Source organism: Hydrogenophaga sp. ANAO-22 (assembly GCF_042466645.1).
In the GTDB taxonomy this organism is placed as follows: domain Bacteria; phylum Pseudomonadota; class Gammaproteobacteria; order Burkholderiales; family Burkholderiaceae_C; genus Hydrogenophaga.
In genome coordinates this window covers 5,324,398-5,349,972 of sequence record NZ_CP159956.1, presented here as the reverse complement: position 1 = coordinate 5,349,972, position 25,575 = coordinate 5,324,398, and the positions used below count along the sequence as shown (strand labels likewise).

At 68.1% G+C, this 25,575-nt stretch carries 24 protein-coding genes, 3 tRNA genes and 1 pseudogene; 2 read left to right on the top strand and 26 right to left on the bottom strand.

Annotated elements, in window-relative coordinates:
• Positions 1–44: 44 nt before the first annotated feature.
• The 13 genes and pseudogenes from ABSY19_RS25910 to fliF form a co-directional block, all read right to left on the bottom strand.
• Positions 45–986: an OmpA family protein gene (locus ABSY19_RS25910; RefSeq protein ID WP_382163948.1), complete on the bottom strand. Its 942-nt coding sequence runs from the start codon at positions 984–986 to the stop codon at positions 45–47.
• 123 nt (positions 987–1,109) lie between these two features.
• Positions 1,110–1,973, bottom strand: a pseudogene (gene motA, locus ABSY19_RS25905) (flagellar motor stator protein MotA); the annotation flags it as partial.
• Positions 1,974–1,994: 21 nt separating this feature from the next.
• On the bottom strand, positions 1,995–2,708 hold the full coding sequence (gene fliA, locus ABSY19_RS25900) for an RNA polymerase sigma factor FliA (RefSeq protein WP_382163946.1): 714 nt from the start codon (positions 2,706–2,708) through the stop codon (positions 1,995–1,997).
• Between the two features lie 8 nt (positions 2,709–2,716).
• Complete coding sequence (locus tag ABSY19_RS25895; protein ID WP_382157179.1) at positions 2,717–3,169, bottom strand: flagellar basal body protein; 453 nt, start codon at positions 3,167–3,169, stop codon at positions 2,717–2,719.
• Positions 3,170–3,204: 35 nt separating this feature from the next.
• Positions 3,205–4,248 (bottom strand): flagellar hook-length control protein FliK, encoded by a 1,044-nt coding sequence (locus ABSY19_RS25890; RefSeq protein ID WP_382157177.1) that lies wholly within the window; start codon positions 4,246–4,248, stop codon positions 3,205–3,207.
• The gene (locus ABSY19_RS25885; protein ID WP_382157175.1) at positions 4,245–4,556 is read right to left on the bottom strand and encodes a hypothetical protein; all 312 of its coding nucleotides are present in this window, start codon (positions 4,554–4,556) and stop codon (positions 4,245–4,247) included. The genes ABSY19_RS25890 and ABSY19_RS25885 overlap by 4 nt, the downstream gene beginning before the upstream one ends.
• Complete coding sequence (gene fliS / locus ABSY19_RS25880) at positions 4,549–4,935, bottom strand: flagellar export chaperone FliS (protein ID WP_382157173.1); 387 nt, start codon at positions 4,933–4,935, stop codon at positions 4,549–4,551. Before fliS ends, ABSY19_RS25885 begins: the two co-directional genes overlap by 8 nt.
• Positions 4,936–4,978: 43 nt before the next feature.
• Positions 4,979–6,340, bottom strand: a complete 1,362-nt coding sequence (fliD, locus tag ABSY19_RS25875) for a flagellar filament capping protein FliD (protein WP_382157171.1) — start codon at positions 6,338–6,340, stop codon at positions 4,979–4,981.
• A 170-nt stretch (positions 6,341–6,510) separates the two neighbouring features.
• Positions 6,511–6,945 (bottom strand): flagellar FliJ family protein, encoded by a 435-nt coding sequence (locus ABSY19_RS25870; protein WP_382157169.1) that lies wholly within the window; start codon positions 6,943–6,945, stop codon positions 6,511–6,513.
• Positions 6,942–8,249 (bottom strand): flagellar protein export ATPase FliI, encoded by a 1,308-nt coding sequence (gene fliI, locus ABSY19_RS25865; RefSeq protein ID WP_382157167.1) that lies wholly within the window; start codon positions 8,247–8,249, stop codon positions 6,942–6,944. Before fliI ends, ABSY19_RS25870 begins: the two co-directional genes overlap by 4 nt.
• On the bottom strand, positions 8,246–8,956 hold the full coding sequence (fliH, locus tag ABSY19_RS25860) for a flagellar assembly protein FliH (RefSeq protein ID WP_382157165.1): 711 nt from the start codon (positions 8,954–8,956) through the stop codon (positions 8,246–8,248). Before fliH ends, fliI begins: the two co-directional genes overlap by 4 nt.
• Positions 8,953–9,978, bottom strand: a complete 1,026-nt coding sequence (locus ABSY19_RS25855) for a FliG C-terminal domain-containing protein (protein WP_382157163.1) — start codon at positions 9,976–9,978, stop codon at positions 8,953–8,955. The genes fliH and ABSY19_RS25855 overlap by 4 nt, the downstream gene beginning before the upstream one ends.
• The gene (gene fliF, locus ABSY19_RS25850; protein ID WP_382157161.1) at positions 9,962–11,650 is read right to left on the bottom strand and encodes a flagellar basal-body MS-ring/collar protein FliF; all 1,689 of its coding nucleotides are present in this window, start codon (positions 11,648–11,650) and stop codon (positions 9,962–9,964) included. Before fliF ends, ABSY19_RS25855 begins: the two co-directional genes overlap by 17 nt.
• Positions 11,651–12,038: 388 nt before the next feature.
• Here fliF and ABSY19_RS25845 point away from each other — a divergent pair, with 388 nt between their 5' ends.
• Positions 12,039–13,658 (top strand): ATP-binding protein, encoded by a 1,620-nt coding sequence (locus ABSY19_RS25845; protein WP_382157159.1) that lies wholly within the window; start codon positions 12,039–12,041, stop codon positions 13,656–13,658.
• Positions 13,659–13,673: 15 nt separating this feature from the next.
• On the opposite strand, the gene ABSY19_RS25840 is transcribed toward ABSY19_RS25845, so the two are convergent.
• The 5 genes from ABSY19_RS25840 to ABSY19_RS25820 form a co-directional block, all read right to left on the bottom strand.
• Entirely contained in the window at positions 13,674–14,117 is a 444-nt protein-coding gene (locus ABSY19_RS25840; protein WP_382157157.1) for a hypothetical protein, read from the bottom strand.
• Between the two features lie 363 nt (positions 14,118–14,480).
• The gene (locus tag ABSY19_RS25835; protein ID WP_382157155.1) at positions 14,481–15,254 is read right to left on the bottom strand and encodes a hypothetical protein; all 774 of its coding nucleotides are present in this window, start codon (positions 15,252–15,254) and stop codon (positions 14,481–14,483) included.
• Positions 15,255–15,273: 19 nt separating this feature from the next.
• A complete protein-coding gene (locus ABSY19_RS25830; protein WP_382157153.1) occupies positions 15,274–15,891 on the bottom strand; it encodes a hypothetical protein in 618 nt (205 codons plus the stop codon).
• A 169-nt stretch (positions 15,892–16,060) separates the two neighbouring features.
• Positions 16,061–16,723 carry a hypothetical protein gene (locus tag ABSY19_RS25825; protein WP_382157151.1) on the bottom strand — a complete coding sequence of 221 codons (663 nt, stop codon included), beginning with the start codon at positions 16,721–16,723 and terminating at the stop codon, positions 16,061–16,063.
• Between the two features lie 16 nt (positions 16,724–16,739).
• Entirely contained in the window at positions 16,740–17,327 is a 588-nt protein-coding gene (locus ABSY19_RS25820) for a hypothetical protein (protein ID WP_291112465.1), read from the bottom strand.
• A 218-nt stretch (positions 17,328–17,545) separates the two neighbouring features.
• Here ABSY19_RS25820 and ABSY19_RS25815 point away from each other — a divergent pair, with 218 nt between their 5' ends.
• Positions 17,546–18,217 (top strand): hypothetical protein, encoded by a 672-nt coding sequence (locus tag ABSY19_RS25815; protein ID WP_382157149.1) that lies wholly within the window; start codon positions 17,546–17,548, stop codon positions 18,215–18,217.
• A 65-nt stretch (positions 18,218–18,282) separates the two neighbouring features.
• On the opposite strand, the gene ABSY19_RS25810 is transcribed toward ABSY19_RS25815, so the two are convergent.
• The 8 genes from ABSY19_RS25810 to ABSY19_RS25775 form a co-directional block, all read right to left on the bottom strand.
• Positions 18,283–18,356: transfer RNA gene (locus ABSY19_RS25810), tRNA-Cys, on the bottom strand.
• Between the two features lie 72 nt (positions 18,357–18,428).
• Positions 18,429–18,504 (bottom strand) — tRNA-Gly (locus ABSY19_RS25805).
• A gap of 111 nt (positions 18,505–18,615) precedes the next feature.
• Positions 18,616–21,048 carry an endopeptidase La gene (lon, locus tag ABSY19_RS25800; RefSeq protein ID WP_382157147.1) on the bottom strand — a complete coding sequence of 811 codons (2,433 nt, stop codon included), beginning with the start codon at positions 21,046–21,048 and terminating at the stop codon, positions 18,616–18,618.
• Between the two features lie 88 nt (positions 21,049–21,136).
• Entirely contained in the window at positions 21,137–22,402 is a 1,266-nt protein-coding gene (clpX, locus tag ABSY19_RS25795) for an ATP-dependent Clp protease ATP-binding subunit ClpX (RefSeq protein WP_382157145.1), read from the bottom strand.
• Positions 22,403–22,537: 135 nt separating this feature from the next.
• The gene (gene clpP / locus ABSY19_RS25790; protein ID WP_137916933.1) at positions 22,538–23,155 is read right to left on the bottom strand and encodes an ATP-dependent Clp endopeptidase proteolytic subunit ClpP; all 618 of its coding nucleotides are present in this window, start codon (positions 23,153–23,155) and stop codon (positions 22,538–22,540) included.
• 189 nt (positions 23,156–23,344) lie between these two features.
• Positions 23,345–24,655 (bottom strand): trigger factor, encoded by a 1,311-nt coding sequence (tig, locus tag ABSY19_RS25785; RefSeq protein ID WP_382157143.1) that lies wholly within the window; start codon positions 24,653–24,655, stop codon positions 23,345–23,347.
• Positions 24,656–24,730: 75 nt separating this feature from the next.
• Positions 24,731–24,816: transfer RNA gene (locus ABSY19_RS25780), tRNA-Leu, on the bottom strand.
• Positions 24,817–24,926: 110 nt separating this feature from the next.
• Positions 24,927–25,574, bottom strand: a complete 648-nt coding sequence (locus ABSY19_RS25775) for an aspartate/glutamate racemase family protein (protein ID WP_382157141.1) — start codon at positions 25,572–25,574, stop codon at positions 24,927–24,929.
• Position 25,575 lies beyond the last annotated feature (1 nt).

The window sequence follows — 25,575 nt, the reverse complement described above, 5'->3', positions numbered from 1 at the left end:
CTCGCGTTCGTCGGGTTTGCATTCGCCTGCGGCCTGAAGGGCGTTCATGGGGTGACGGGGGGGTGGTTGGCGCCGCGGTCCATCACCTGCTGCAGGCCGGGGATGCCCTGACTGGCCTTGAGCAGGGACGCGCGCAGCGCCGCGAGCACGTCCAAGCTGGGCATCTCGGTCTGCACGCCGGGCACCAGTGGGTGCTGGTCCGTAGGCGCGCCGAACATGGCGGCGATGGCCCCGCTCTGGCCTTCGGTGAGCACGAGCAATTCGATGCGCCGGTTCACGCTGGCGTGGGCGTCCCCGGTTTCGAAGGGCGCGCGATCGGCCATGCCGACCACCTGCAACACGTTGCGCGCGGGCATGCCGCCATCCATCAGGTGCGCGCGCGCGGCGGCGGCGCGGTCGCTCGAGAGCGTCCAGTTCGATGCGGTGTGCGGGCCCGCGCCGGCATAGGGCCTGGCGTCGGTGTGGCCGACGATGAGCATGCTGTTTTCGATCTTCGCGAACAGCGGGCCCATGCGCCGCAGCATGTCCTTGAATTTCGCGCCGGGCGTCGCGCTGCCGAGCTGGAACATGCCTTCGCGGTCGGTGTCGTGCAGCATGATGCGCAGCCCGTAGGGCGTGACGATGGTCTGCAGGTTGGCCTGCAGGCCTGCTTGCTCGCTCATCAGCTTGAGCAGCTCGGCCAGGTCCTGCAGCTGCGCGGGCGTTTCGTAGCGCACGCGCTGGCCCGGTTCGCGCGGCTGCACCTCGCCCACCTGCTCGCCCGCCATCGGGCCGCCGCCCGACCCGCGGACCGGCATGGGAAAACGTTCGATCAGGCTGCCGCGCGGCCCACCCACGGTTTCGACGCGGGGGCCGCGCCCTTCGTTGACCACGTGCCCGCCGCTGGCGGTCATCAGGCCGCTGAGCTCTTCCTTGTCGCGCGCGGCGAGCACCCACAGCACCATGAACAGGCACATGAGCGCGAGCACGAAATCGGCGAAGGCCACCTTCCAGGCCCCGCCGTGCGCCTCTTCGTCGTGGCGCCGCGAGGCGCGCTTGACGATGGTGGCGTGGTCAAGCTTGGACACGGCGATCCCCGCGCGTCGGTTGAACTCTTGCTTGGGCTCCTCTTCGCGGCCCTCCAGCGCGTTGATCCAGGACTCCAGCTTGGAGAAGCTGGGCTTGATGTTGAGCTGCACCAGGCGGCGCCCGGCGTCGATCGCCAGCAGCGCGACCTTGCCCGAGACATGGGTGACCAGCACCACCTTGACGGCTTCCATGTGCGACATCTCCTCCTTCACCAGCTGCTTCATCATGTTGCTGATGGGGTCGAGCACGGCGTAGCACAGGAAGATGCCGATGAAGGTGCCGACCATGGCCGCGGCCACCTTGGCCGCGATCTCGCCCGCGCCGGCACCGGCGCCCACCGAGTTCATCGCCATCACGATGCCCAGCACGGCGGCCAGGATGCCGAAGCCGGGCATGGCCTCGGCGATCTTGTGCAGCGACTTGGCCGGCTGGTTCAGCTCCTCGTGGATGGTCTCGAGCTCCTGCTCCAGCACGCCCTCCAGTTCGTGGGCGTTGATCTTGCCGATGGCCATCAGGCGGAAGTTGTCGACGATGAAGTGCAGCAGCTTGGGTTCGTCGAGCACCAGCGGGTACTTCATGAAGATGGCGCTCTTGTGCGGCTCTTCCACGTGGGCGTCCAGGGCCTTGATGCCGCCGGCGGCCGTCTGCAGCAGCTCGTACATCAGCAGCAGCAGCTGGCGCTGGAACTCCTCGCCCTGCTTGCGCGAGCCGACCAGCTTGCGCAGCTGGATGCCCATCTCGCTGAGCACGTGCCGCGGGTTGCCGACGATGATGGCGCCCAGGCCGGCGCCGCCGATGATCAGCAGTTCCACCGGTTCCCAGACCACCGCGAGGTCTCCGCCGCCCAGCAGGAAGCCGCCGAAGACGGTGAGGAGGATGACAAGGGCGCCGACGAAGAGTTGCATGGCTGGGCTTTGAAAAATCGGTCAGTCGGTCTGCAGGACGGTTTTCATCTTCTGCAGGGCGGCCTTGTTGATCTGGCAGATGCGGGCTTCGGTCAAGCCCAGCACCGCCGCGATCTCCTTGAGGCTCAGTTCGTATTCGTAGTAGAGCTGAATGACGCGCTGTTCACGCTCGCTCAACGTGCCCAAAGCCTGCTGTAGGCTTCGTTTGAGCACCAGTTCGGCTTCCGGCGAGCGCTGGGCGGACGCCTCGTTGGACAGCGCGTCGAACATGTCGTCGAAGCTGGCCAGGGTCTCGGCGTTGCTGTCCTGCTGGTAGGCCAGGTAGGCCTCGGGGCTGATGTCCAGCCCGGCCAGCACCTCGGCCTCGGTGGGTTCGCGCCCCATGCGCTTCGTGAGTTCGCGCACCTCGGTCTTGAGGCGAAAGCTCTCCTGGCGCACCGAGCGCGGCCGCCAGTCCTGGCGGCGCAGCTCGTCCAGGATGGCGCCGCGCACCCGCAGGCTGGCGAAAGCGGGGAAACGGTCGTCGGGCTCGCCGTAGCGGCGCAGGGCCTCGAGCAGGCCCATGAGGCCGATCTGCATCATGTCGTCGCGGTCCATGGTGCCACCGACCTGCGAGCTGAGCTGGCGCACGGTGCGCCGCACCAGCGGCGTGAACGCCAGCAGGTGCTTCTGCTCGTCCGCCGCGCCGAGCTCGGCCGCGGCCACGCTGGCCATTTCGGTGTAACCGCCGTACATGCCGTCGCTCACTCGATGATGAGCTTGCCGATCATCACTTCACCGAAGGGCATGGCCCGCGCCTCGGCCTTGAAGCTCTCGACGTAGGCCTTCTGCACATGGTCGGAGAGCGCGGGGATGGTGAGCATGCCGGCCTGTTCGAGCGTGAACTCGGAGAGGGAGCGCACCGCGATCGAGCGCAGCTTGGGCAGTTGCTGCTTGGTCTGCGCCTCGTCGGCCACGGGGGTCTTGAACACCAGGTCCACCGCGAGGTAGTTGGTCAGCGGGCCGCCTTCGCGCCCGCGCAGCATCACGATGACCTTGTCCAGCGTGACGTAGCGGTACTCGCGCTTGTCGGGCGCCGGAGCGCCGGCCACGGCCGGCTTGGCCGGGCGCAGCAGCCAGTAGGCCGCCGCGCCGCCGCCCGCGGCGGTGAGCAGCGCGACGCCGACGACGAGGGAGATCAGTTTGACTTTTTTCATGCGGGCAGGCTCGGTGGCGGTCGGTCGGTGGCGCTTCAGGCCAGGGTGAAGGCGCGCCCGTCGGCCTTCGATTCACTCAGCAGGCCCTGGCCGGGCCGGTCTTCCTGCTGCGGTGGGTGTTGGCGTTCGCGGTGCGGGGAGCGGCCGTCGGCGAGCGCGCGGTCTTCGAACACCTGCACCGTGACGGGGCTGCCCTGCTTGTGCGTGAGTTCCTGCCGCAGGCCTTCGCCCATGGCCTGCAGCTGGCGCACCACGTCGTGGTGGGAGGCGCTGAGCTGCACCTGCAGCTGGCCGGCCTCCTGGCGCAGCACGATTTCGATGCGGCCCAGGGCCGGCGGCTCCAGCCGGATGCGCGCCTGCTCGATGCCTTGCGAGGCCTGCACCTGCAGCCGATCGCCCAGCGCCTGCGCGAGCGGGCGCTGCCACAGGTCGGGCTCGGCGGCGGGCAGGCGCACGCTGTCGCCTTCGAGCACGAAGGCGTTGCCCGTGGCCGGCGCGGTCGCGGCGGCGGGGCCGGCCTGCACCGGCGGCAGTTCGAAGCGCGGCGCGCGCGCGCCGGCATCGGCCGTGGTGCTGCCCTGCCCGGCCGGTGCGGCCGCCGGCAACGGCGCCGAGGCATCGGACACGGCGGGGTCGGCGGGCACGGGCACCGCCGCAAGGGACGTCGCGGGTGCCGGGCTGGTCTGGAACAGGGCCACGGGCGCGGTGCCCGGCGGCGGCGCGGCGGGCGCGGCCTGCGAGGAGCGCAGCGCCAGCTGCAGCGCGCGCTCCACACCCACCGTCCACTGCACCGTGGCCAGGGCGGCGGACGGCATCGGCTCCGTGGGTTCGGCCGGGCCGTCGTCGCGCGCCTGCTCACCGTCGTCATCGGCCGCCGGCTCTTCATCGAGCAGGCCGATCTCGGTGGGGAGCGTGGGGTCGGCGGCGTCGATGGGTTCCACGCCTTCGCCCACGGCCAGCAGGTCGGCGAAATCGCCCGGCGGCGCGGCCTGTCCATCGGCCGGCGGCGCGATCGGCGCGGCACCGATCGGTGCGGACGCTGCGGGGGCGAGGTTGAGGACGGGGGATGCGGCGTTCATGGCAAGGCCTCCTGCAGGTCGGTGCTCAGGGCGTAGGCGGTCCAGCCGGTGCGCTGGTCGCACAGCGCCTGAAGGCGCTCGTGGGCCTGGGCATGGGCCTGCGCGCAGGCGGTGCGCGCGGCCTCGTGCGCCTGGCGCAGCGCGTGGTGCGCGGCCTGCTCCGGCGCGCTCAGGGCCGCCACGGCGGGCAGGCGGGCGAGCAGCGCGGCGAGCTGTTGATCGGTGCGGGCCAGCGCGGCCCAGTCGGCGGCCTGCGTCTCGTGGCGCAGGCGCGCCGCCAGGTCCAGAAGCGCCTGGCGCTTATCCATGGTGGGCCTGCATGCCTTCCCAGCCTTCCTGCAGCGTGCGCAGCAGCCGGCCCACTTCGTCGACCATGCCCACGTCGAGCCGGACCCCGGCCTCGTGCAGGCGGCGGGCGCAGTAGTCGTAGACCTCCGCGACCTGCGCGACCACCTCGCCACCGGCGTCCGTGTCCAGCGAGCTGGACAGGCCATTGAGCATGCCGACGCATTTGTCGAGGCTGCGCGCCTTGGCCTCGAAGCGGCTGCCTTCGATGTGGGCGCGCGCGCGCGCCAGCTCGTCCTGCAGACCGTTCATCAGGATGAGCACCAGCTGCACGGACGAGGCCTGTGCGGTCTGGGCGCCCAGGTCGACCTGGGCGTAGCTCTCGTATGCGTCGTATGTCAAGGAAGTCCTCGTCGGGGGTGATGACGGGCGGTGCGGTCGGTCCTCAGGCGGTGGCCGAGGTGGACGATCCGAACATGCCCGAGGTCTGGTTGAGCTGGCCCATCAGGGATTGAAGTTGGGTGAACTGCAGCAGGTAGCGCTCGTAGGACATCGCGAACTGCTCGTCCAGGCGCGCCTGGCGGTTGGTGATGTCGCGCTGCAGGGTCTGCACCGAGTCCTGGCGGCGCTTGATCTGGCCATTGCCCGAGTCGAGCCAGGTCTTGAGGTAGGTGTTCATCGAGCCCAGCAAGCCCGAGGGCGCCGACAGGCTGGACGAGCCGAAGGCCTTGTCCAGCGCGTCGGGCTTGACGTCCAGCGTCTTCTTCAGCTTGGCCGCGTCGAAGGTCAGCGCGCCCTGTCGGTCGGTGGAGATGCCCAGTTCGGACAGGCGCACACCGCCGAAGTCCTGGCGCACGATGTCGTTGAGGCGGGTGCGCAGCGCGCGAACGCTGCTGTCGCTGGCGAAGACGCCGCGCGAGGCCGCGTTGATGTCGGTCTTGGTGAGGTCGTTGATGATGCCTTGCAAGGTGTTGAAGGCGGTCACGAAGCTGCGCACGTTGTCGGCGGTGCCGGCCTCGTCGGCGGCCACGGTCAGCGTGGCGGGGGCGTCGCCCGTGGACATGGCGCGGGTGAGGCTGAGGGTCACGCCGTCGATGGCGGTCACGGTGTTGCTGGCCTGCTGGATGCGCACGCCCGTGCCCTGGTCGCCCAGCCACACCACCGCGTCGCGCGCCTGCGCCAGCTCGTTGGGCGTGGCGCTCAGGGCGTCCTTGAGGGCCCCGGCGGGCAGGCCGCTGGCGTCGACGGTGATCGCGCCGTCCTCGCCGCTGGCGCCGGACGAGAGGATCAGCTGGGACCCGTTGCCGGTGTTGACCACCTGGGCCGTCACCTTGCCCGCGTTGCCCGAGGCCTGGTTGATGGCGCGCGCGATCTCGGTCTGCGAGATGGTGCCGTTGCCATCGGCGTCGGCCATCAGCAGGTTGACGTTGAAGCTGCTGCCGTCGGCCTGCTGGATCACCAGCGGACCACCGGTGGCCACGGGCACGGCGGGCAGGTCGGCGAAGGCGATCTGGTGGTTGGAGGCCACGGCCTCCACGAAGAAGCTGTAGGTGCCGGGCTGGGCCGTGGCGGAGGCGGTGCCCGTGGCGCCGGAACTGCCGGCGACGGTCGCGCTGTTCTTGACCAGGCCCTTCTTGCCCGAGAGCGCGTCCATCGCGGTGTTGAACGCCGCGAGGGCCGAGCGCAGGCGGGTGTAGCCCGCGTTGGTGGCATCGGCGCTCTTGCTGTCGCGCGTGATGATGTCCTGCGTGCCCTGCGTGTAGATGGTGGCGAGCTGGGTCGCCATCTGGGTCGGGTTGATGTCCATGGTTGCTCCTGATCTGGCAGGAAAAGCCCCGCCCATGCCCGGTAAGGCGACCGGGAGCAGCGGTTTTTGAAGGAGGGGCTGGATTTTTTTCATCGCCGGGCCGCCCCAAGATGAAAAAGTCCCCCTGGGGGGCAGCGACCCGCGCAGCGGTGGAGCGTGGGGGCCATTTTTCATCGCTCAGTGCGGCGCCAGACGGTCAGGGCCACGTCGTCCAGCTGTTTTCGCGCCCGCACTTCACCGGCCAGGCGCCATTCGCGCTCGCGCTTGTGCAGCACCTGGGCCACACCTTCGCGCTGGCGAAAGGCGGCGTGCAGGGCCACGCGGGTGGCCTCCACCTCGGCGCTGTGGCGCTCCAGGCTGCGCTGCTGCTCCTGCGCCAGGCCCATCACCGACTGCTTGTAGGCCGCGCAGTTGGCGGCCAGCAGGAAGGGCTGGGCGCCCGAAGGCCCGGCGGCGTCGCAGATGGCGTGCAGCCGATCCACGCTGCGCTGCATGCGCTCGCGCACCGACTGCTGGCGGCTCAGCTCGGCGCCGATGCGCTCCTGCTCGCGCTCGCGCGCGGTGACCAGGTGGCCGAGGGTGACGAGGTGGGTGGGTGGGTTCATGCCATCAGCTCGCTCAGGTCGCGCAGGCAGTCCGTCAGGGGGGCGCTCTCCTTCACCCCCTGGTGCAGGTAGGCCTCGATGCGCGGGTACAGGCTCACGGCGCGGTCCGCCTGCGGGTCGGCGCCGGGCACGTAGGCGCCCATGGGCAGCAGGTCGCGCACCTGCTGGTAGCTGGAGAGCAGCGCCTTCATGGAGCGCGCGGCGGCGCTGTGCGCCGGCTCGGCCACCAGCGACATGCAGCGGCTGATGGACTGGCCGATGTCGATCGCCGGGTAGTGGCCGCGCTCGGCCAGCGCGCGCGAGAGCACGATGTGGCCGTCCAGGATGGCGCGCGCGGTGTCCACCACCGGGTCCTGCTGGTCGTCGCCCTCGGCGAGCACGGTGTAGATGGCGGACATGCTGCCCTCGCCTTCGCCGTTGCCCGCGCTCTCCACCAGCTGCGGCAGCGCGCTGAACACGGAGGGCGGGTAACCGCGCGTGGCCGGCGGCTCACCGAGCGAGAGCGCCACCTCGCGCTGCGCCATGGCGTAGCGGGTGAGCGAGTCCAGCAGCAGCAGCACGTTCTGGCCCCGGTCGCGGTAGTGCGCGGCGATGGAGTGGCACAGCTCGGTGGCGCGCAGGCGCATCAGCGGCGACTCGTCGGCCGGCGCCACCACGACCACCGCGCGGCGCAGGCCGGCGGGGCCGAGGGAGAGATCGATGAACTCGCGCACCTCGCGGCCGCGTTCACCGATGAGGCCGACCACCACCACGTCGGCCACGGTCTGGCGCGTGATGAGGCCCAGCAGCACGCTCTTGCCCACGCCGCTGCCGGCCATCAGGCCCACACGCTGGCCACGGCCGAGCGTGAGCAGGCCGTTGATGGCGCGCACGCCCACGTCCAGCGGCTCGTGCACGGGCCGCTTGCGCAGCGGGTCCACGCGCGGCGGCTGGCTGCCCAGCCGGTGCTCGCCACCGAGGCGGCCCAGGCCGTCCATGGGTTCGCCCAGGCCGTTGACGATGCGGCCCAGCCAGGACGGGCCGATCAGCAGTTCGCTGTCCGACGCCATCGGCAGCACGCGCGCGCCGGCGCTCAGGCCATCGGTTTTCTTGAAGGGCATGACCGAGGTCATCTCGTCGCGAAAGCCCACCACCTGCGCCTCGACCCAGTCGCCCGGCCCCACCTCGATGCGGCAGCGCTGGCCGATGCGCAGCTGGCAGCCCTTGACGTGCAGCAGCATGCCCGCCGCGCCCACGAGCCGCCCCGTGGGCACGGAGACCGGCACCTCGGTGAGTTCGACGGACTTCAGGCGCTCGGCGATCATGCGGCGAGCTCCGTGGCGGGCGCCGGCTCGGCGGCGAGGGGTTCGGTGTCGAGCAGCTGCGCGCCGATCTGCTCCATGCAGGCCTGCAGCCGGTGGCGGCAGCCCGCGTCGGCCTCCTGGCCGCCGCAGTGCACGCGGCACTCGCCGGCGTCGAGGCGGCTGTCGGCCATGAGCTTCCAGGCGCGGGCGCGCACGGGGTCGAGATCGCGGATGCGCTCCAGGTCTTCCGGGTTGAGGAACACCTCGATCTCGCCGGTGGCCGGCGGCATGGTCTTGAGCGACTCTTCCACCAGCGCCAGCAACTGCGTGGGCTGCAGCGTGAGCTCGGCGCGGATCACCTGGCGGGCCACCTTGCCCACGAGATCGACGACCTCGCTGCGCAAGGCCTTCTGGTAGTCGTCCTGGGCCTGGTGCAGGGCCGCGAGCGCGGCGTCCACCGGCGCGGCATAGGCCTGCCAGCGGGCCAGCACGGCCGCGCGGGCCTCGGCCTGTCCTTCGTCGCGGCCCTCGCGCAGGCCCTGCAGGCGGCCTTCGGCCACGCCGCGCTCCACCCCGCTGTCATGACCCTCGCGGTAGCCCCGGTCCATGCCCTGCTGGAAGCCTTCGGCCCATGCCGCCTGCGCGCTCTCGGCGTCGCCGGGCGACACCGCCTGGGCCGGCGTGAAGCGGCTCAGCGGCGGGAACCGGTGCGGCCGGTAGGTCTTCATGCGACCACCGCCTCCGCGAACAGCTGGATCTGGATCTCGTCGGCATCCACCAGCGCCTTGACCTCGCGCATGATCTCGGCGCGCGCCTGCTCGACGCGGCTGAGCGGCACCGGCCCGGTGCGGCGCAGCGTGTCTTCGAAGGCCTGCGCCTGGCGCCGCGGCATGGCCTGCAGCACCTTGCGGCGCACCTCGGGGTCCGCGCCCTTGAGCGCCACGGCCCACAGGTCCAGCGGCGAGGCTTCGATGATGCGGGTGATGACGTCCTCGGTCTGGCGCGAGAGGATGAAGAAGTCGTACATGCTGACCTCGATCTGCGCCACCACGGCCGGGTCGCGCGCCCGCATCTGCTCGACCACCTTCTGGCGGTTGCCGGGCATGCGGTTGATGATCTCGGCGGCCTGGCGCACGCCTTCCACCGTGGCGCTCTGGGTTTCCAGGCTCGCCAGGTAAGCGTCGACCAGCACCTCGAGCTCGCGCAGGATGTCGTGCTCCACGTGGCCGAGCTGGGCGATCTGCATCAGCACCAGGTCGCGGTTGTCCTCGGGCAGGCGCTCGATGACCTCGCTGGCCAGGGCCGAGGGCAGGAAGGCGAGGAAGACCGCCTGCATGTGTTCGTGCTCGGCCGCGATGCGGTCGGCGATCCAGCGCGACGAGGCCCACTGCAGCCGTGCCATCTTCGGCCGGATGGCGTCGCCATAGATGCGGGTGAGCACGCTGCTGGCGATGTTCGCGCCCAGCGCCATGTCGAGCGAACTCTTGAGGTAGGCGCGCGAGGCGCCGTGCACGCCGCTTTGTTCGCGGTAGTCGTCGAAGAAGTGCTGCAGCGCGGTGCGCGCCATGTCCACCTTGATCCCGCTCATGCGCGACATGACCTGGGTGACATCCAGCAGCTCCTCGCGCGAGAGGTGCTGCAACACGGCCGCGGCCGGTTGCTCGCCCATGCTCAGGAGCACGATGGCGGCCTGTTCGGTGGACGAGAGCGAGCCGGCATCGGCCCCTTCGAGATCAGGTGATGGCGGCATTTTTCTGAACCCACTGTTTGACAACTTCGGCGACGCGCTCCGGCTCCTTCTGGGCCAGCACCTTCAAGTGATTGACCAGCACCTCCACCGGCGAGCCGGGTGGTGGCAGGTCGTAGTCGGCGAGCAGCGGCACCATCGCGCCCGAGTTCGCCGCCTGGGCCTTGTGGGGCAGCGCCGCGACGGCCGGCGCCGGGTTCGCGAGCGCGGGCGACTCGGCGGCGGCGGCACCCGCCCCGCCCTCCAGCGCGATCAGGTCGGTCATGCCGACTTCGGCCGGCGGCTTGTGGCGCTCGCGCAGGATGCGCAGCAGCGGGCGCGCCAGCAGGAAGTAGCACAGCAGCGCGCCCAGCACGTACAGGCCCCAGGTCACGAACTCGAACACGGTCTCGCGTTCCTCGTACCAGGGCACGGCGGGCGCGGCGCCCGGGAACGCGAGCGAGGAGACCACGAGCTGGTCGCCCCGCTCGGCGTTGATGCCCAGGCCGCCGCGCAGCAGGCCCTCCATGCGCGCGATGTCCTGCGGGGCCCAGCCGGTGGCGGCCGCGCCGGGCGCGGCGCCGTCGTTGAGCACGACGGCCACGCTGAGTTTCTTGAGCTGGCCACGCGCGCGCTGGATGGTGGTGACGCTGCGGTCGTAGGCGAACTGCCGGGTGACGGCGCTGCGCTCGGCGGTGTTGGGCGCCGCGTTCGCGTCGGGCGCCGGCGTGGCCGGGCGGTTGCTGAGCGAGCCCGGCACACCCAGGGCCACGCGGTCGCGGTTGCTCTCCTCGCGCGAGGCTTCGTTGGTGACCTTGGGCGCGTCGCCGTAGCGCTCCTGGGTTTCCTGCACGCGGTCCTGACCGAGTTCGACCGCCACGCTCACGTTGTAGTTGCCCGCGCCCAGCAGCGGCTGCAGCAGCTGGTGCGCGTTCTGCAGGATGTCGTTCTGCGCCTTGCGCACCGCCTCGTCGGCGAAGCTGCCCTGATCGATGCCGTCCTTCACATCGACGCGCGCGGAGAGCAGGCGGCCGGCCTGATCGACCACGCTCACGCGGGACGGGTCCAGGTTGGACACGCTGCCGGCCACCAGCTGGATGATGGAGGCGATCTGTTCGTTGCCCAGCGTGCGCCCCGGGTGCAGGCTCAACACCACCGAGGCGGTGCTCTTGTCCTGGGCGTTGAGCACGAAGGTCGAGGAGCGCGCCACGGACAGGTGGACGCGGGCCGAGCGCACGGCGTCCATCGAGGTGATGCTCTGCACCAGCTCGCCTTCCAGGCCGCGGCGGAAGCGGATGTCCTGCACGAACTGCGTGACGCCCAGCGGGTCGTTCTTGTCCATCAGTTCCAGCCCTTCGGGCAGGCGCGCCGTGACGCCCTTGGCCGCCAGCAGCATGCGGGCGCGGCCGAGGTCGGAGGACGAGACCAGCACCTGGCCCGACTCGGGGTGCAGCCGGTAGGCAATGCCCTCGGCATCCAGCGCGGCCATCATGTCCGACACCGGCACCTGCTCGCGCGCACCGAACACCGGCTTGTAGCTGGCCTGGTCGTTCCACAGGAACATCATCACCAGGGCCGTGATGCCGATCGCCAGCAGCACGACCGGCAGCAGGCGGGACACCAGTTCAGGACGCAAGGCGCCGCCCAAGGCTTTCCCCGAGGGCAGCTTGTCGCGCATGAGCCTGAGTGCATTCATTCGATGGGTCCTGTTGGGGTACCGGTGGATTCTTGGCTCTCGCCCCTCCTCGACCCCTTCGCTCTTTGGGTCCAAATCCCCCCGTAGGTCCGGCCTCGCGCGGCGCGACATCGGCAAACGACTGCTTTCGAACTAAAGCGCGGCGCCATGCCACACATGCCCGGCCCTGTGTGGGTGGCGCCCTCCATTGGGGGCCGCCCAAGCGTGTCAATTTGCTCGGAATGGGCGGAAAAATTTGAGGACGTTTGACGCAGGACGCAACGCCGAGTCGCACAGCCGCCACAGGCTGCTGGTATGGTTGACGCCGCACGCGCCGCCCCATCTCCGGGCGTTGGCTGGTGTGCCAGGCTGCGCACGGCAGCGCCACCGACAGAAAGCACCTCTCCCCATGCCCACCCTTGAACCGTCCGTGCCCCCCTCGACCCAGGCCGCAGAAAAGGCCTCCTGCGCCCTGACGATCGAGCGGTTGCAGGAACAGGCGGCGCTGGCGCGTTCGATTGCCGACCGCTTGCCATGGCAACTCGCGCACTTCGATCTCGATCTGCGCTGCCGCTTTGGCAACCAGGCCTTCTGCGACGGCCTGCGCATCGACCCTTCGGCGCTGGAAGGCCGGCCGTTCCAGGACTGTTTTCCCCAGGATGCCCTGCCCGCCCTGCTGCCACGCTTCATGCAGGCCCTGGGTGGCGAGAAACAGCTGCGGCTCACGGAGCAGTCCACACCGGGAGGTGCCCACACCTTCACCGAGACCTCGTTCACGCCCGACGTGCACGACGGCGTGGTCCGGGGGGTCTTCGTCGAAACGAAGGAGGTCGCCGGGCGAGCGCGCGTGGACGACCTCGCGCAGAACAAGCGCCGCTTCGACCTCATGGCCGATGCGCTGCAGGACTCCTGCATCTACTTCCTCGACCCGGTGGGGCGCATCACCGAATGGAGCGAGAGCGCGCACCGCCTGCACGGCTTTTCCCGGGAACAGGTGGGCAACATGCACCTGGCCGACATGGCCGCGCCGCGCGTCGGTGAAGAGGCGGAGATCGGCATCGACGACACCATCCGGCTGGCCATCGATCGCGGCCAATGGGAAACCCGCGGCTGGCTCAAGCGCGCCGGTGCGGAGGCGTTCTGGGGCCAGACCCTGATCACGGCCCTGCGCGGCGACAACGGCGAGCTGGAAGGGTTGTCCTGCATCACGCGCGACATGACCGCGATGAAAGACCTGGACCGGGTCATGAACGACCTCAACGCCGAACTGGACCGGCGCGTGACCCAGCGGGTGCGCCAGCACACCGTGCCGAACAAGGACCTGGACATCTTCACCCACTCCATCACGCACGATCTGCGTGGGCCGGTGCGGCACATCAACACCTTCGCCGGCCTCATCGCCGAAGAACTGGGCGAGAACGCCAGCGAAGAGATCCGGCATTTCCGCGATGCCATGAAACGGGCCTCGCAGCGCCTGAACGCGATGATCGAGAACCTGCTGACCTACTCGCGCATCGGCCGCATCGACCTGCACCCCGAGCGGCTGGCGATGACGAACGTGCTCGAAGGTGTGGTCTCGCGCCTGCGGCAGGCCGCCCCCGATCGCCAGATCCAGTGGGAGATCCAGCCCGATCTGCCGATGGTGGTGGCCGACGCGGCGATGGTGAACGACCTGTTCACGCGGTTGCTGGACAACGCCATGAAGTTCACGCGCAAGGTCGAGCCGGCCGAGATCCAGATCGGCTGCCGCACGGAGAGCGACGGCACCTGCCTGTTCTTCATCGTGGACAACGGCGCCGGCTTCGACGTCGCCAAGGCCAGCAACCTGTTCCTCATGTTCCAGCGCCAGCACCACTCGCTGGACTTCGAGGGCTACGGCGCGGGCCTGGCCCTGTGCCAGCGCATCGTGCAGCGCCACAACGGCCGCATCTGGCTCGACAGCACGCCGGGCCACGGCTGCGCGGTCTACTTCACGCTGCCCGTGGAAACGGCGATGGCGGCGTCCGGCCTGGCCGCGCTCGGGTGCTGATCGCGCGGGCGGCGCTCAGCCGCCCGACAGGCGCGCCAGCCAGCGGCGCAGCAGGTGCGCCCTGCGCTGGCGCCGGCGGCCGATGTCGAGCAGGCGGATGGCGGCGGCCCGGCATTCGGCCAGGTAGCGCTCGCGCTGCGGAATCTCCCAGTCCGGCTCGTTGAGGGCCTTGTTGCGCACAGCCGCGAGATAACGCAGCCGCCGGTCCAGCCGGGCCGGCACCGGGTGGCGCACGCTGTCGAGCTTGGAGTGGATGCCCCGGCCCTTGCCGCCGAAGTCGCGCGCCAGCACCGAGTCGATCACCGCGGTGATGTCCAGCACGTCCTGCATGGCTTTCATGTGCGGGGTCTTGACCGTGTGCTGGTACATGGGGATGACGTCGCCAGCGCGGTCATCCGGATGAATGTCGCCCCGCGGGCGAAAGCCGGGTGTGGCGGAAGACACGAGGGATGGGTTCATGGTGCACAGACTCCAGCAAACGGTTCCACGGTTCGGGCATTGGGGGCGGCAGGCTCGCGGCCCATGGCGGTCTCCTCCGCCAGAACCGCCAGGCACTTCACACAGGACACCGGCTCGCCCGAGCGGGCCTGCCATCGATGGAAGATGCCGCTGGGCCGCGCACCACACAGCGCCTTGCCATCGGGCGGGGAGTGCTCGGACCACAGATGAACGACCACCCCCAGATCGACACCGGGACCGGCCCCGACGGCGCTGAGCCTGGCGGGCACGGCGGTGGCCGCGGGCGCCGATGCCCGATCGGCGGCACTGCGCGGGCAAGGAATGTTCAGGGGGTACAACAAGGTTCGCTCCCGGGCGTTCGGCTCACAACCACACGCTCCTGCGCCCGCTCTCCATCGCCTCCTGGTTCTGCAGCTCTCTCACGGCGGCCCGCACGAGGATGTGATCGAAGGCCTTGAGAATCTCGCTGGTGCTGGTGAAGGCCTCGCTGGAGGGCATGGCGGTGGGCACATCGCGGGCTTGCCGCGGGTTGCCAGACTGGGAGGGGCCCTTGCCCGTGATGTGCGCATGCCGCAATGCGGCCCGCACGACCTCTTCGCCGGACACACGTTGCCAGCGGTCCGACCGGCGCAGGTGGGTCACGCCCTGCCCCGCCGCGTTGCAACTGTGAACGACCAGGGGATCGTCCGGCAGGCGCGGTGCGAACGCGAGGTGCACGATGCTGTTGTGCGCGACCTCCTCGTCGGTGAGGCTGGCGGTCTGGGCCCATGGAACGGGCGCCAGCCGAAAGAGCATGTCGGCCAGTGAGCCGCCCAGACCCGCGGTGCTCATGGTGTCGAACACCGACAGGGCGAACGGCCGAGGCTCGTGGGGGTCTCCCGAGCGCAGTTCGCCCCAGGCGCTGGTTTCGGTGAAGTCGAGCGAGCCAGGGCCCGAGTCGGCATCGAGCTGCGAATGCGCGTGGACCACGCGAAGCATCACGGCAGGCCCCTGCCGTGGCGCATGCTCGCGCTCCTGCAGCACCTGGATGATGCTGGAGAGCAGGTACTTGTGGCACGCGAAACAGGACGCCGGGTTGTGCCGCGGCGCGCGCCGTGCGCTCAGTCCGTACAGGTGGGCGTGGTCATCGCTGTGCATGGGCAACCGGTGCTCGCCATCACCCCTGGGCCGCGTGTTTCATGAGGTAGCCGGTGTCGATGGGGTCCGACACCCGAACGACCATGTGCGTGCGGATGCCCACGATGGTGACCTCGGCGGGCAAGGGATCGGACACCTCGGCGACCAGTGTGTCGATGCCATGGCGCACCGCCCAGGCCTGCAGCGGCTCCGAAAAATGCCGCCAGCGCTGGACCATGCCGAACCGGTCCACACCGGAGATGGAGACGCGCGCCACATCCTTCGCGTGCATGGTCAGGCCGTAGAGGTAGACCCCCACGAAGCGGCCGGTGAAGGTCTCGCCGTTGCCGACGGCCACCTCGGAGCGTTTGACCGCTTCCCCGATGGCACGCACCAGAAGGGAGGAGCCATCCTCGGACGGCCAACAGGGCGTGATGAAGGACGCCAGCCTGAGCGTGGCCTCCTTGAGGTTGGGCTGCTGCGCCCAGCAGGACAGGCCGAACCCCTCATAAGGCTGGCCGGCCAGCGCATCGTGGATCCACTGCTCGGGCCCACCCGACTCCAGGGCCTGCAAGGGCCAGTAGGCGGTGCCTCCACCGCCCTGGACCGCCTTGCCCTGGCGGGTGCGCGCCGCGTTGAGCGAAAAGATCTGCGTCATGTCGAGCCGCGCGCGCGGGAAGGCGCGGACGCGTCATGCGCTGAGCGGATCGGCCAGGACCGCGACGGGAGGGATGAGAGCCACGTTTCAAGCATCCGGGTATTTTTCTACCCAATGCCTCGGCGGCGGCCCGGTCTACGGTGCCGTTTTGCCCCGTAGAGGGAAGGTGTCAGCCAAACTTCGGCATCTGGTTGCGCGATTGGCGGTACGCGGCGATGCGGGCCTGCACCTCGGCGCGCGCTTCGTCCATGCGAAGGTCCTGCGTGGCGCAGGCGGGGCAATGCGCGGGGCCCTGGTGCTGCTTGACCACCGGGTGCTTGGTGTTGCAGGCGCCGCACTGCCGGACTTCGATCTCGCGGCTTTGCAGCCCCTCGACCAGCAACGCATAGGTCTCGAACGTGATGCGCTGGCTGTCGCCCACGGGCGGCACCGTCCGGCGGTACTTGTTGTAGACCTCGATCATCTTGTCCAGCGCCTTGCCGAAATTCGTCTCGACCACGGCGTACTCGCCAATGCCGCGCGATCCGAAATGCAGGGCCATCAGGTACGAGGCCTCGAAGCGCTCCGCCGCGCTGTCGAGGAAGGTCTTGGCCGTAGTGGTTTGTCCCAGGCCTCTGGGCCGCTTGACCTTGATACCGTACTGCCCAAGGCGGCGGTCCATCTCCTCTTTGATTCGCTGCTCGCTCACGTCGGTGCCCAGCAGCTTGACGATCAGCTTGGTGCGCGAGGTCAACTCGATCAGGGCCTCGAATCGCTCGTCCGATACCTGGTCCTCGAAGAGGACGCGTTTGTGTCCAGAAGAAGCAAGGGCTCGGCCTGCGGTGTTGATCATGGTGATGTCCCTGGTTTCAGTGAATGCGGTTCTTCGAACGCCGGCTCATGACCATGAACTGCGTTTTCTGCGAAGAGGTCAGGTCGCGCGTGGCGGCGGCCTCGAAGTAGTGGTCACTGGCCACCGGAAACATCACCAGGCCGGGGTTGGCCGAGATGTCCCAGAGTTCGTGCGGTCCGAAGCGGCGGACGTGCACGGCTTCGCTCATCGAAAGATCGAACAGCACGCAGGCCTCGTCGAACGAAGTCTTGATGCTGTCGACGCGCACCGCCAGCGCCATGAAGGCCTCCTGGCGATTGGCGGCCTCGAATTCACCCGGCTGCACCAGCGACGCCGATGTCGTGGGCAGCAGCCCCGTGTGGATCATCATGGAAAACAACGGATGCGAGCAGTCCGCCAGCTTGATGACTTCGTCCTCGCTCAGCAGGGCCAGCAGCTCCAGCAGGTTGCGCTGCCCCGGGAACCAGCGTGCGATGACACGCGGGTCGACCAGTTCGGAACTGCGCGCGATGTGCCAACGCCGGGCCAGCGCCTTGAGGTTTTCGGCGCGAATGGCCCTTTCATACGTGGGCAGGTGCAGATTGCCTTGAATCCGCGAGTCCATCAGCGCTGTCATCATCTGTGTACATTCCCCTGTCTGTTCTTGAGCTGCGTCGCCAACGCGCCCGAAAGGCGCATTGTGTTACTCCCAGCCAGCCGGTTGGCGTCTACCATGGCACCAGGCCATTTGCAACGCCCACACCCCAACGCCCAGCCCTCATGCCAAGTCTTGAACCTCTGTCTATCGGCGATCTTTCCGCGCGCTTTAGGGCTCGATTGAGAATGAGCCTGGATCGCCTGGGCTTTCCGGGCGCCATGCGTGAAAAAAGTCGCGAACTGGCCTTCAGGCTCGGGGTGGACGAAAGCCTGGCCTCGGCCTTCCTCACCGGCGATGTGCTCCCGGACTACGAGGCCCTGCTCACCCTTTGCGCGCTGACCCAGCAACCACCCGGCTACTTCCTCGACCCCAGCGCCGATGCGCTGCCCCAGGGCACCCGGGTCGTCCCGGCCATCGGCCCGGGCGAGGACCTGGCCATCTGCCTGCCCGAAGACATGGCCGGTGGGCGCGCCACCCAGGATGCCGAGCTTTGCCACTACCGCGCCCGCAGGGACATGGGCTTCGGCGTGAGGGCCGGCGACTGCATCCTGGCGGTGTTCGTGCCGATGGAGCCGGCTTCGATGCAGAAGGACCGCATCTACCTCATCGGCTGCGAGACCGGCTTCGATCTGCGCCGCTGCGTCGTGCAAACGCCCGTGCGGGCGGCCTTCACCAGCTTTGACGGCAAGTCCGCCCAGACCATCAAGCCGCACGTCGCGGCGGTGGGGCAAGAACGGCCGAGCTTTCGCGCCGAAGGCCTGGGTGACGAGGTGCATGCCTTCGCGGAAGTGATCGGCCTGCTGCGAGGTGCGCAGAACCTGCCGCTCGAACCCAACGCCCTGGACTTCCAGGGCTGAGCCGCGGCGAGCAGACGAAAAAAAAGCTCGCCATGGGCGAGCTGGATGTTTCGATCAGGTATTTTTGGAGGCGCGATCCGGAGTCGAACCGGACTAACCGGATTTGCAATCCGGGGCATAACCGCTTTGCTATCGCGCCGTCAGGACCGGCATCAAAGACACCGATCTCAAACTCCGACAAAAAAGGGAAGCAGAGCTTCCCTTTTGAATTTGGAGCGGGAAACGAGATTCGAACTCGCGACCTCAACCTTGGCAAGGTTGCGCTCTACCAACTGAGCTATTCCCGCATTTCTTACCACCTGCTGCTGCATCTGCTATTGCGTTTGCCGCTGCATTTCGGTAAGCCATGATTCTAACCCGAAAAAAGGGGCTCTTTCAAGTCCCCCGAAATTTTTTGATCAATGTTTCACCGCGTCGGGAGACGCCGTCGGCTTGCTCACGCTGGCCGCCGCGATCTGGGCCGCGACCTCTTCTTCGGTGAGTGGCACGGGCTGGCGTTCGAGCGCGATGGCGAGAACCTTGTCGATCCATTTCACCGGCACGATCTCCAGGCCCTGCTTCACGTTGTCGGGGATCTCGGCGAGGTCCTTCACGTTCTCTTCCGGGATGATCACGGTCTTGATGCCGCCACGCAAAGCGGCCAGCAGCTTTTCCTTCAGGCCGCCGATCGCCGTGACTTCACCGCGCAGCGTGATCTCACCCGTCATGGCCACATCGGCGCGCACGGGAATGCCCGTGAGCGACGAGACCAGCGCGGTCGTCATGGCCGCACCGGCGCTCGGGCCGTCCTTGGGCGTGGCGCCATCGGGCACGTGGATGTGGATGTCGCGCTTGTCGAACTGCTCGTCCTTGATGCCCAGCATGCGGGCGCGGCTGCGCACCACGGTGCGGGCCGCTTCTACCGATTCCTTCATCACATCGCCGAGCGAACCCGTGCGCGTGATCACGCCCTTGCCCGGCATGATGGCCACTTCGATGGTCAGCAGATCGCCGCCCACTTCCGTCCACGCCAGACCGACCACCTGGCCCACCTGGTTCTGCGCCTCGGCACGGCCGTAGCTGTACTTGCGCACGCCCAGGAATTCGCTGAGGTTGTCGGCGCTCACCACCACGGTGGGCGTGTACTTCTTGAGCAGCAGGCCCTTGACCACCTTGCGGCAGATCTTGGAGAGCTCGCGTTCGAGCGAACGCACACCGGCTTCGCGGGTGTAGTAGCGCACGATGTCGCGCACGGCGTCGTCGCGCACGTCCAGCTCGCCTTCACGGATGCCGTTGTTCTTGAGTTGCTTGGGCAGCAGGTAGCGGATCGCGATGTTGGTCTTCTCGTCTTCCGTGTAGCCCGAGAGGCGGATCACCTCCATGCGGTCCAGCAGGGCCGGCGGAATGTTCATCGAGTTCGACGTGGCGACGAACATCACGTCGGACAGGTCGAAGTCGACCTCGATGTAGTGGTCACCGAAGGTGTGGTTCTGCTCGGGGTCCAGCACCTCGAGCAGCGCGCTCGAAGGATCGCCGCGGAAGTCCGTGCCCAGCTTGTCGATCTCGTCGAGCAGGAACAGCGGGTTGCGCGTGCCGACCTTGTTCAGGCTCTGCAGCACCTTGCCCGGCATGGCGCCGATGTAGGTGCGGCGGTGGCCGCGGATCTCGGCCTCGTCGCGCATGCCGCCCAGCGCCATGCGCACGTACTTGCGGCCCGTGGCCTTGGCCACCGACTGCCCCAGCGAGGTCTTGCCGACACCGGGTGGGCCGACCAGGCACAGGATGGGCGCCTTGACCTTGTCCACGCGCTGTTGCACCGCGAGGTACTCGAGGATGCGGTCCTTGACCTTCTCCAGGCCGTAGTGGTCTTCGTTCAGCACCGCCTCGGCATGCGCGAGGTCGTGCTTGATCTTGGTCTTCTTGCTCCAGGGCAGGCCGACCAGCGCATCGATGTAGTTGCGCACCACGGTGGCCTCGGCCGACATGGGCGACATCAGCTTGAGCTTCTTGAACTCGGCATCGGCCTTCTTGCGCGCTTCCGCGGGCATCTTGGCGGCCTTGATCTTCTTCTCGATCTCCTCGATGTCGGCGCCCTCTTCGCCTTCGCCGAGTTCCTTCTGGATCGCCTTGACCTGCTCGTTCAGGTAGAAGTCGCGCTGGTTCTTTTCCATCTGGCGCTTCACGCGCCCGCGGATCTTCTTGTCGACGTTGAGGATGTCGACCTCGCGCTCGAGCTGTTCGAACAGGTTCTCCAGCCGCTTGTTGACCGGATCGAGGTCCAGCACCACCTGCTTGGACTCGAGCTTGAGCGGCAGGTGCGCGGCGATCGTGTCGGCCAGGCGGCCCGGATCGTCGATGCTGGAGATCGAGGTGAGGATCTCCGAGGGGATCTTCTTGTTGAGCTTGACGTACTGGTCGAACTGCTGCATCACGGCGCGGCGCAGTGCTTCGAGTTCGTTGGACTGGGTGTCGGCCCGCTCCACGGCCGGGTCGACCGGGCTCACGCTGGCGATGAAATGGCTTTCGCCATCGCGGATGGTCAGCACCTTGGCGCGTTGCACACCTTCGACCAGCACCTTGACGGTGCCGTCAGGCAGCTTGAGCATCTGCAGGATGGTGGCGACGCAGCCCATTTCGAACATGTCGTCGGTCGACGGCTCGTCCTTGGCGGCGGCCTTCTGGGCCACGAGCATGATGCGGCGCTCGGCCTCCATCGCGGACTCCAGCGCCTTGATGCTCTTGGGCCGCCCCACGAACAGCGGGATGACCATGTGCGGGAACACCACCACATCGCGCAAAGGCAGGAGTGGCAGTTCGACCGGCGTGCTGGGAAGGGGGGTCTGTCCGGACATTTCAACCTCGACTAAAACGGGTAAATGGGGTCGGTGCGAGCGATCTCAACCGGACGCATCCGTGACGGGGTTGGTCGAAGCCGGCGCGTCAAGCCTGCTTGGCCGCCTCGCGGTACACCAGCAAGGGCGGCTTGTTTTCCTCGATGGTCGACTCGTCGACCACCACCTTCTCCACATTGCTCATGCCAGGCAGATCGAACATGGTGTCGATCAGCGCGTTTTCCAGGATCGAGCGCAGGCCGCGCGCGCCCGTCTTGCGGGCCAGGGCCTTGCGGGCGATCGCCTTGAGCGCGGCGGGCCGCACTTCGAGCTCGGCACCTTCCATCGCCAGCAGGCGGGAGAACTGCTTGACGACCGCGTTCTTGGGCTCGGTGAGAATTTCGACCAGCGCGTCTTCACTGAGTTCCGACAGCGCGGCGATCACCGGCACGCGGCCCACCAGCTCGGGGATGAGGCCGAACTTGATCAGGTCTTCCGGCTCGATTTCCTTGAAGGATTCGGTGATGCTGCGCTGCTTCTTGCTCTTGACCACGGCGCCGAAGCCGATGCCCGAGGCCTCGGTGCGGTTCTCGATGATCTTCTCCAGGCCGGCAAACGCGCCGCCGCAGATGAACAGGATGTTGGTGGTGTCGACCTGCAGGAAGTCCTGGTTGGGGTGCTTGCGCCCGCCCTGCGGCGGCACCGAGGCCATCGTGCCTTCGATCAGCTTGAGCAAGGCCTGCTGCACGCCCTCGCCCGACACGTCGCGGGTGATGGAGGGGTTGTCGGACTTGCGCGTGATCTTGTCGATCTCGTCGATGTAGACGATGCCCTGCTGGGCGCGCTCGACATCGTAGTTGCAGCTCTGCAGCAGCTTGGCGACGATGTTTTCCACGTCTTCGCCCACGTAACCGGCTTCGGTCAGCGTGGTGGCGTCGGCCATCACGAACGGCACGTTGAGCATGCGCGCCATGGTCTGGGCCAGCAGCGTCTTGCCCGAGCCGGTGGGTCCGATCAGGAGAATGTTGCTCTTGGCCAGCTCGACGTCGTCCTTGCGGGCGGCGACCTTGTGGCGCAGGCGCTTGTAGTGGTTGTAGACGGCCACGGCCAGCGCGCGCTTGGCGTTCTGCTGCCCGATGACGTAGTTGTCCAGGTTGGCCTTGAGCTGGGCCGGCGTGGGCACGTCGTCGCCCGAGGCCTTGACGGATTCGAGGCCGGGCAACTCGTCACGGATGATGTCGTTGCACAGGTCGATGCATTCGTCGCAGATGAACACCGAGGGGCCGGCGATCAGCTTCTTGACCTCGTGCTGGCTCTTGCCGCAGAACGAGCAGTAGAGCGCTTTTTCACTGGAGGCGGCTTTTTTGTCGGCCATAGGTCTGGGGGCTCGGATGAAGCGGTAACAACAATGATAGTTCAAGCCCCATAGGGGCCAAACGGGGGAAAAGCGCCGGTTTTGGCACCGTCTCCCGGGTTTGGCGGCCCATGGGTGGCCATGGCCAGGACGGGGTCAGACCGCGCCGGGGCGCTTGTCGATGACCTTGTCGATCAGGCCGTACTCGGCCGATTCGGCGGCCGAGAGGTAGTAATCGCGCTCGGTGTCGCGCTCGATCTTCTCCAGCGGCTGGCCGGTGCGCTCCGCCAGGATCTTGTTGAGCTGCTCGCGCGTCTTGAGGATTTCGCGGGCGTGGATCTCGATTTCCGTGGCCTGGCCCTGGGTGCCGCCCAGCGGCTGGTGGATCATGACCTTGGAGTTCGGCAGCGCGAAGCGTTTGCCCTTGGCGCCGGCGGCCAGCAGGAACGCGCCCATGCTCGCGGCCATGCCGATGCACAGCGTGGACACGTCGGACTTGATGAAATTCATGGTGTCGAAGATCGCCATGCCCGCGCTCACCGAACCGCCCGGGGAGTTGATGTAGAACGAGATGTCCTTGTCGGGGTTTTCGCTTTCCAGGAACAGCAGCTGCGCCACCACCAGGTTGGCCGACTGGTCATTGACCGGGCCCACCAGGAAGATCACGCGCTCCTTGAGCAGGCGCGAATAGATGTCGTACGCACGCTCGCCGCGGCCCGACTGCTCGATGACCATGGGCACCATGCCCAAACCTTGAATGTCCATTGCGCTCATGCGTTACTCCGTGTGTTGATGCTTGCCATATCACTACTGTAACCAACCCCATGTGGCCCCACGGCGACCGGTGGCTTGACCGGGACGACCGCAGGACAGGCGGAGGGAGGCACCTCCAGATGGGGGGCAAACCCGAAAAAGAAAGGGCGGATCGCTCCGCCCTGTTCCAGCATCCCGCCGCGAGGGAAATCAGGCCTGGGCCATCAATTCGTCGAAGCTGACCGACTTTTCGGTGATCTGTGCCTTGGACAGCACGAACTCCGTGACGTTGTTCTCGATCACGATGGCTTCCACCTCGGCCATGCGCTGGTTGTCGCCCTGGTACCAGCGCACCACGTCGGCCGGCTTCTCGTAGGAGGCGGCCAGCTCTTCGATGTGGGCCTTGATCTGCTCGGGCTTGGCGTGCAGCTCGTTGGCGCGCACCAGCTCGGCCACCACCAGACCCAGGCGCACGCGGCGCTCGGCCTGCGGGCGGAACAGCTCTTCGGGGATCGGGGCCTTGTCGGCGTCCTTCACGCCGCGCTGCTTCAGGTCGGCGCGGGCGCCTTCCACCAGGCGCTCCAGCTCGGACTGCACGACCGCGTTGGGCAGGTCCAGCTCGGCCTTGGCCACCAGGGCGTCCATCACGGCCTGCTTGTTGCGGGCCTGCAGGCGGAACTTGACTTCGCGCTCCAGGTTCTTGCGGATGTCGGCGCGCAGGCCTTCCACCGTGCCGTCGGCGATGCCCAGGGACTTGGCGAAGGCTTCGTCCACGGCCGGCAGGTTGGCGGCTTCGATCTTGTTGACCGTGACGAGGAAGTCGGCGGTCTTGCCGGCCACGTCCTTGCCGTGGTAGTCGGCGGGGAAGGCCAGCGGGAAGGTCTTGGACTCGCCCGTCTTCATGCCACGCACGGCGTCTTCGAATTCCTTGAGCATCTGGCCGTCGCCGACGATGAACTGGAAGGCCTCGGCCTTGCCGCCCTCGAAGGGCTCGCCGTCGATCTTGCCGGCGAAGTCGATGGTGACGCGGTCGCCGTCCTGGGCGGCCTGGTCCTGCGCGCGCTGCGCGAAGGTGCGGCGCTGCTTGCGCAGGATCTCGAGCGTGCGGTCGATGGCGGCGTCGTCCACTTCGGCAGCCACTTTTTCCACGGCGGCGGTGGTCAGGTCGTCGATCTTGACTTGGGGATACACCTCGAAGACGGCGTCGAAGGTCAGCTGGCCCTCGGGGGCGCCTTCCTTCTCGGTGATCTTGGGCTGGCCGGCCACGCGCAGCTGGGCTTCGTTGGCGGCGGTGGCGAAGGCTTCACCGACCTTGTCGTTCATGACCTCGTAGTGCACCGAATAGCCATAGCGCTGGGCCACGACGTTCATCGGCACCTTGCCGGGACGGAAACCGTCCATCTTCACGTCGCGCGCGATGCGCTTGAGGCGGTTGGACACTTCTTTCTGGATCACATCGGCCGGCAGCGTCAGCGTGATCTTGCGCTCGAGCTTTTCCAGGGTTTCAACGTTCACGGTCATGGCTTTCTCCAAAAAGGGTGTCGGTCAACCAGCCTGTCTGGCCGACCCGGGGGGTCTGTCTGTTCGTCTGTGGTGTGGTGCGCGGGGGGGACTCGAACCCCCACACCATTGCTGGCGTCAGGACCTAAACCTGGTGCGTCTACCAATTTCGCCACCCGCGCGCCTCGTAGGGGGTTTTCCGGTGCAGCGCAAAAGCAGCGCTGGACGGCCGGTTGTCCACTTCACGGCAACCTTAGATTGTAGCTGCAGCGCCCACCCCGGCCGGACGGCCTCAGGCCGCCAGGCGGTGCCGCAGGGCCCGGACCGCGCTGCCGGGCGTGGTGAGCACCGGCATGCCCACCGCCTTGTGCACCGCCAGCTGCGCGCGCGCCATGCTGAACTGGGACAGCGCGATCACGTCGCAGCCCTGCCCCACCAGCCAGCGCGCGGCCTCGACTACGCGCGCGTCATGGCCGGCGTCGTCGCCCCGGTTGAGGGCGTCCATGGCGCCTTCGGCCAGGCAGGTGACCAGTTCGGTACCGGCCGGGAACTCCGGCGGCATGGAAGTCAGGGTGGGCGCGAAGGACGCCACCAGCCCGATGCGGCCGCCGCGCGCCACGGCCACGGCTTCGGCCACCATGGCTTCGTTGGGCTTGAGCACCGGCATGTGCGGGCGCCGCGCCGCCACCGCCTCGATGCACGAACCGAATGCCGAGCAGGTGAACAGGATGGCGTTGGCCCCGGTGCCCTCGGCGTAGGCCGCCAGCGATTCGAAGCGCTGGTGCATGGCCGCGTCCAGTCCCTTGCCATCGCGCGCCAGGTCGGCCGACAGGCTGTCGTCGAGCAGGTTCATGCGCTCGGCCTCGGGCCAGGCGCGGGCGAGCTCCTCGTTGATGGGCGCGACCGAGTGGGCCAGCGCATGGATGAGGGCGATGCGCATG

Excerpts from the sequence above, each read along its gene's own strand:
- fliA (WP_382163946.1), bottom strand. The coding sequence starts at position 2,708 with ATGTACGGCGGTTACACCGAAATGGCCAGCGTGGCCGCGGCCGAGCTC.
- ABSY19_RS25895 (WP_382157179.1), bottom strand. The coding sequence starts at position 3,169 with ATGAAAAAAGTCAAACTGATCTCCCTCGTCGTCGGCGTCGCGCTGCTC.
- ABSY19_RS25890 (WP_382157177.1), bottom strand. The coding sequence starts at position 4,248 with ATGAACGCCGCATCCCCCGTCCTCAACCTCGCCCCCGCAGCGTCCGCA.
- ABSY19_RS25885 (WP_382157175.1), bottom strand. The coding sequence starts at position 4,556 with ATGGATAAGCGCCAGGCGCTTCTGGACCTGGCGGCGCGCCTGCGCCAC.
- fliD (WP_382157171.1), bottom strand. The coding sequence starts at position 6,340 with ATGGACATCAACCCGACCCAGATGGCGACCCAGCTCGCCACCATCTAC.
- ABSY19_RS25870 (WP_382157169.1), bottom strand. The coding sequence starts at position 6,945 with ATGAACCCACCCACCCACCTCGTCACCCTCGGCCACCTGGTCACCGCG.
- fliI (WP_382157167.1), bottom strand. The coding sequence starts at position 8,249 with ATGATCGCCGAGCGCCTGAAGTCCGTCGAACTCACCGAGGTGCCGGTC.
- fliH (WP_382157165.1), bottom strand. The coding sequence starts at position 8,956 with ATGAAGACCTACCGGCCGCACCGGTTCCCGCCGCTGAGCCGCTTCACG.
- ABSY19_RS25855 (WP_382157163.1), bottom strand. The coding sequence starts at position 9,978 with ATGCCGCCATCACCTGATCTCGAAGGGGCCGATGCCGGCTCGCTCTCG.
- fliF (WP_382157161.1), bottom strand. The coding sequence starts at position 11,650 with ATGAATGCACTCAGGCTCATGCGCGACAAGCTGCCCTCGGGGAAAGCC.
- ABSY19_RS25845 (WP_382157159.1), top strand. The coding sequence starts at position 12,039 with ATGCCCACCCTTGAACCGTCCGTGCCCCCCTCGACCCAGGCCGCAGAA.
- ABSY19_RS25840 (WP_382157157.1), bottom strand. The coding sequence starts at position 14,117 with ATGAACCCATCCCTCGTGTCTTCCGCCACACCCGGCTTTCGCCCGCGG.
- ABSY19_RS25835 (WP_382157155.1), bottom strand. The coding sequence starts at position 15,254 with ATGCACAGCGATGACCACGCCCACCTGTACGGACTGAGCGCACGGCGC.
- ABSY19_RS25830 (WP_382157153.1), bottom strand. The coding sequence starts at position 15,891 with ATGACGCAGATCTTTTCGCTCAACGCGGCGCGCACCCGCCAGGGCAAG.
- ABSY19_RS25825 (WP_382157151.1), bottom strand. The coding sequence starts at position 16,723 with ATGATCAACACCGCAGGCCGAGCCCTTGCTTCTTCTGGACACAAACGC.
- ABSY19_RS25820 (WP_291112465.1), bottom strand. The coding sequence starts at position 17,327 with ATGGACTCGCGGATTCAAGGCAATCTGCACCTGCCCACGTATGAAAGG.
- ABSY19_RS25815 (WP_382157149.1), top strand. The coding sequence starts at position 17,546 with ATGAGCCTGGATCGCCTGGGCTTTCCGGGCGCCATGCGTGAAAAAAGT.
- lon (WP_382157147.1), bottom strand. The coding sequence starts at position 21,048 with ATGTCCGGACAGACCCCCCTTCCCAGCACGCCGGTCGAACTGCCACTC.
- clpX (WP_382157145.1), bottom strand. The coding sequence starts at position 22,402 with ATGGCCGACAAAAAAGCCGCCTCCAGTGAAAAAGCGCTCTACTGCTCG.
- clpP (WP_137916933.1), bottom strand. The coding sequence starts at position 23,155 with ATGAGCGCAATGGACATTCAAGGTTTGGGCATGGTGCCCATGGTCATC.
- tig (WP_382157143.1), bottom strand. The coding sequence starts at position 24,655 with ATGACCGTGAACGTTGAAACCCTGGAAAAGCTCGAGCGCAAGATCACG.
- ABSY19_RS25775 (WP_382157141.1), bottom strand. The coding sequence starts at position 25,574 with ATGCGCATCGCCCTCATCCATGCGCTGGCCCACTCGGTCGCGCCCATC.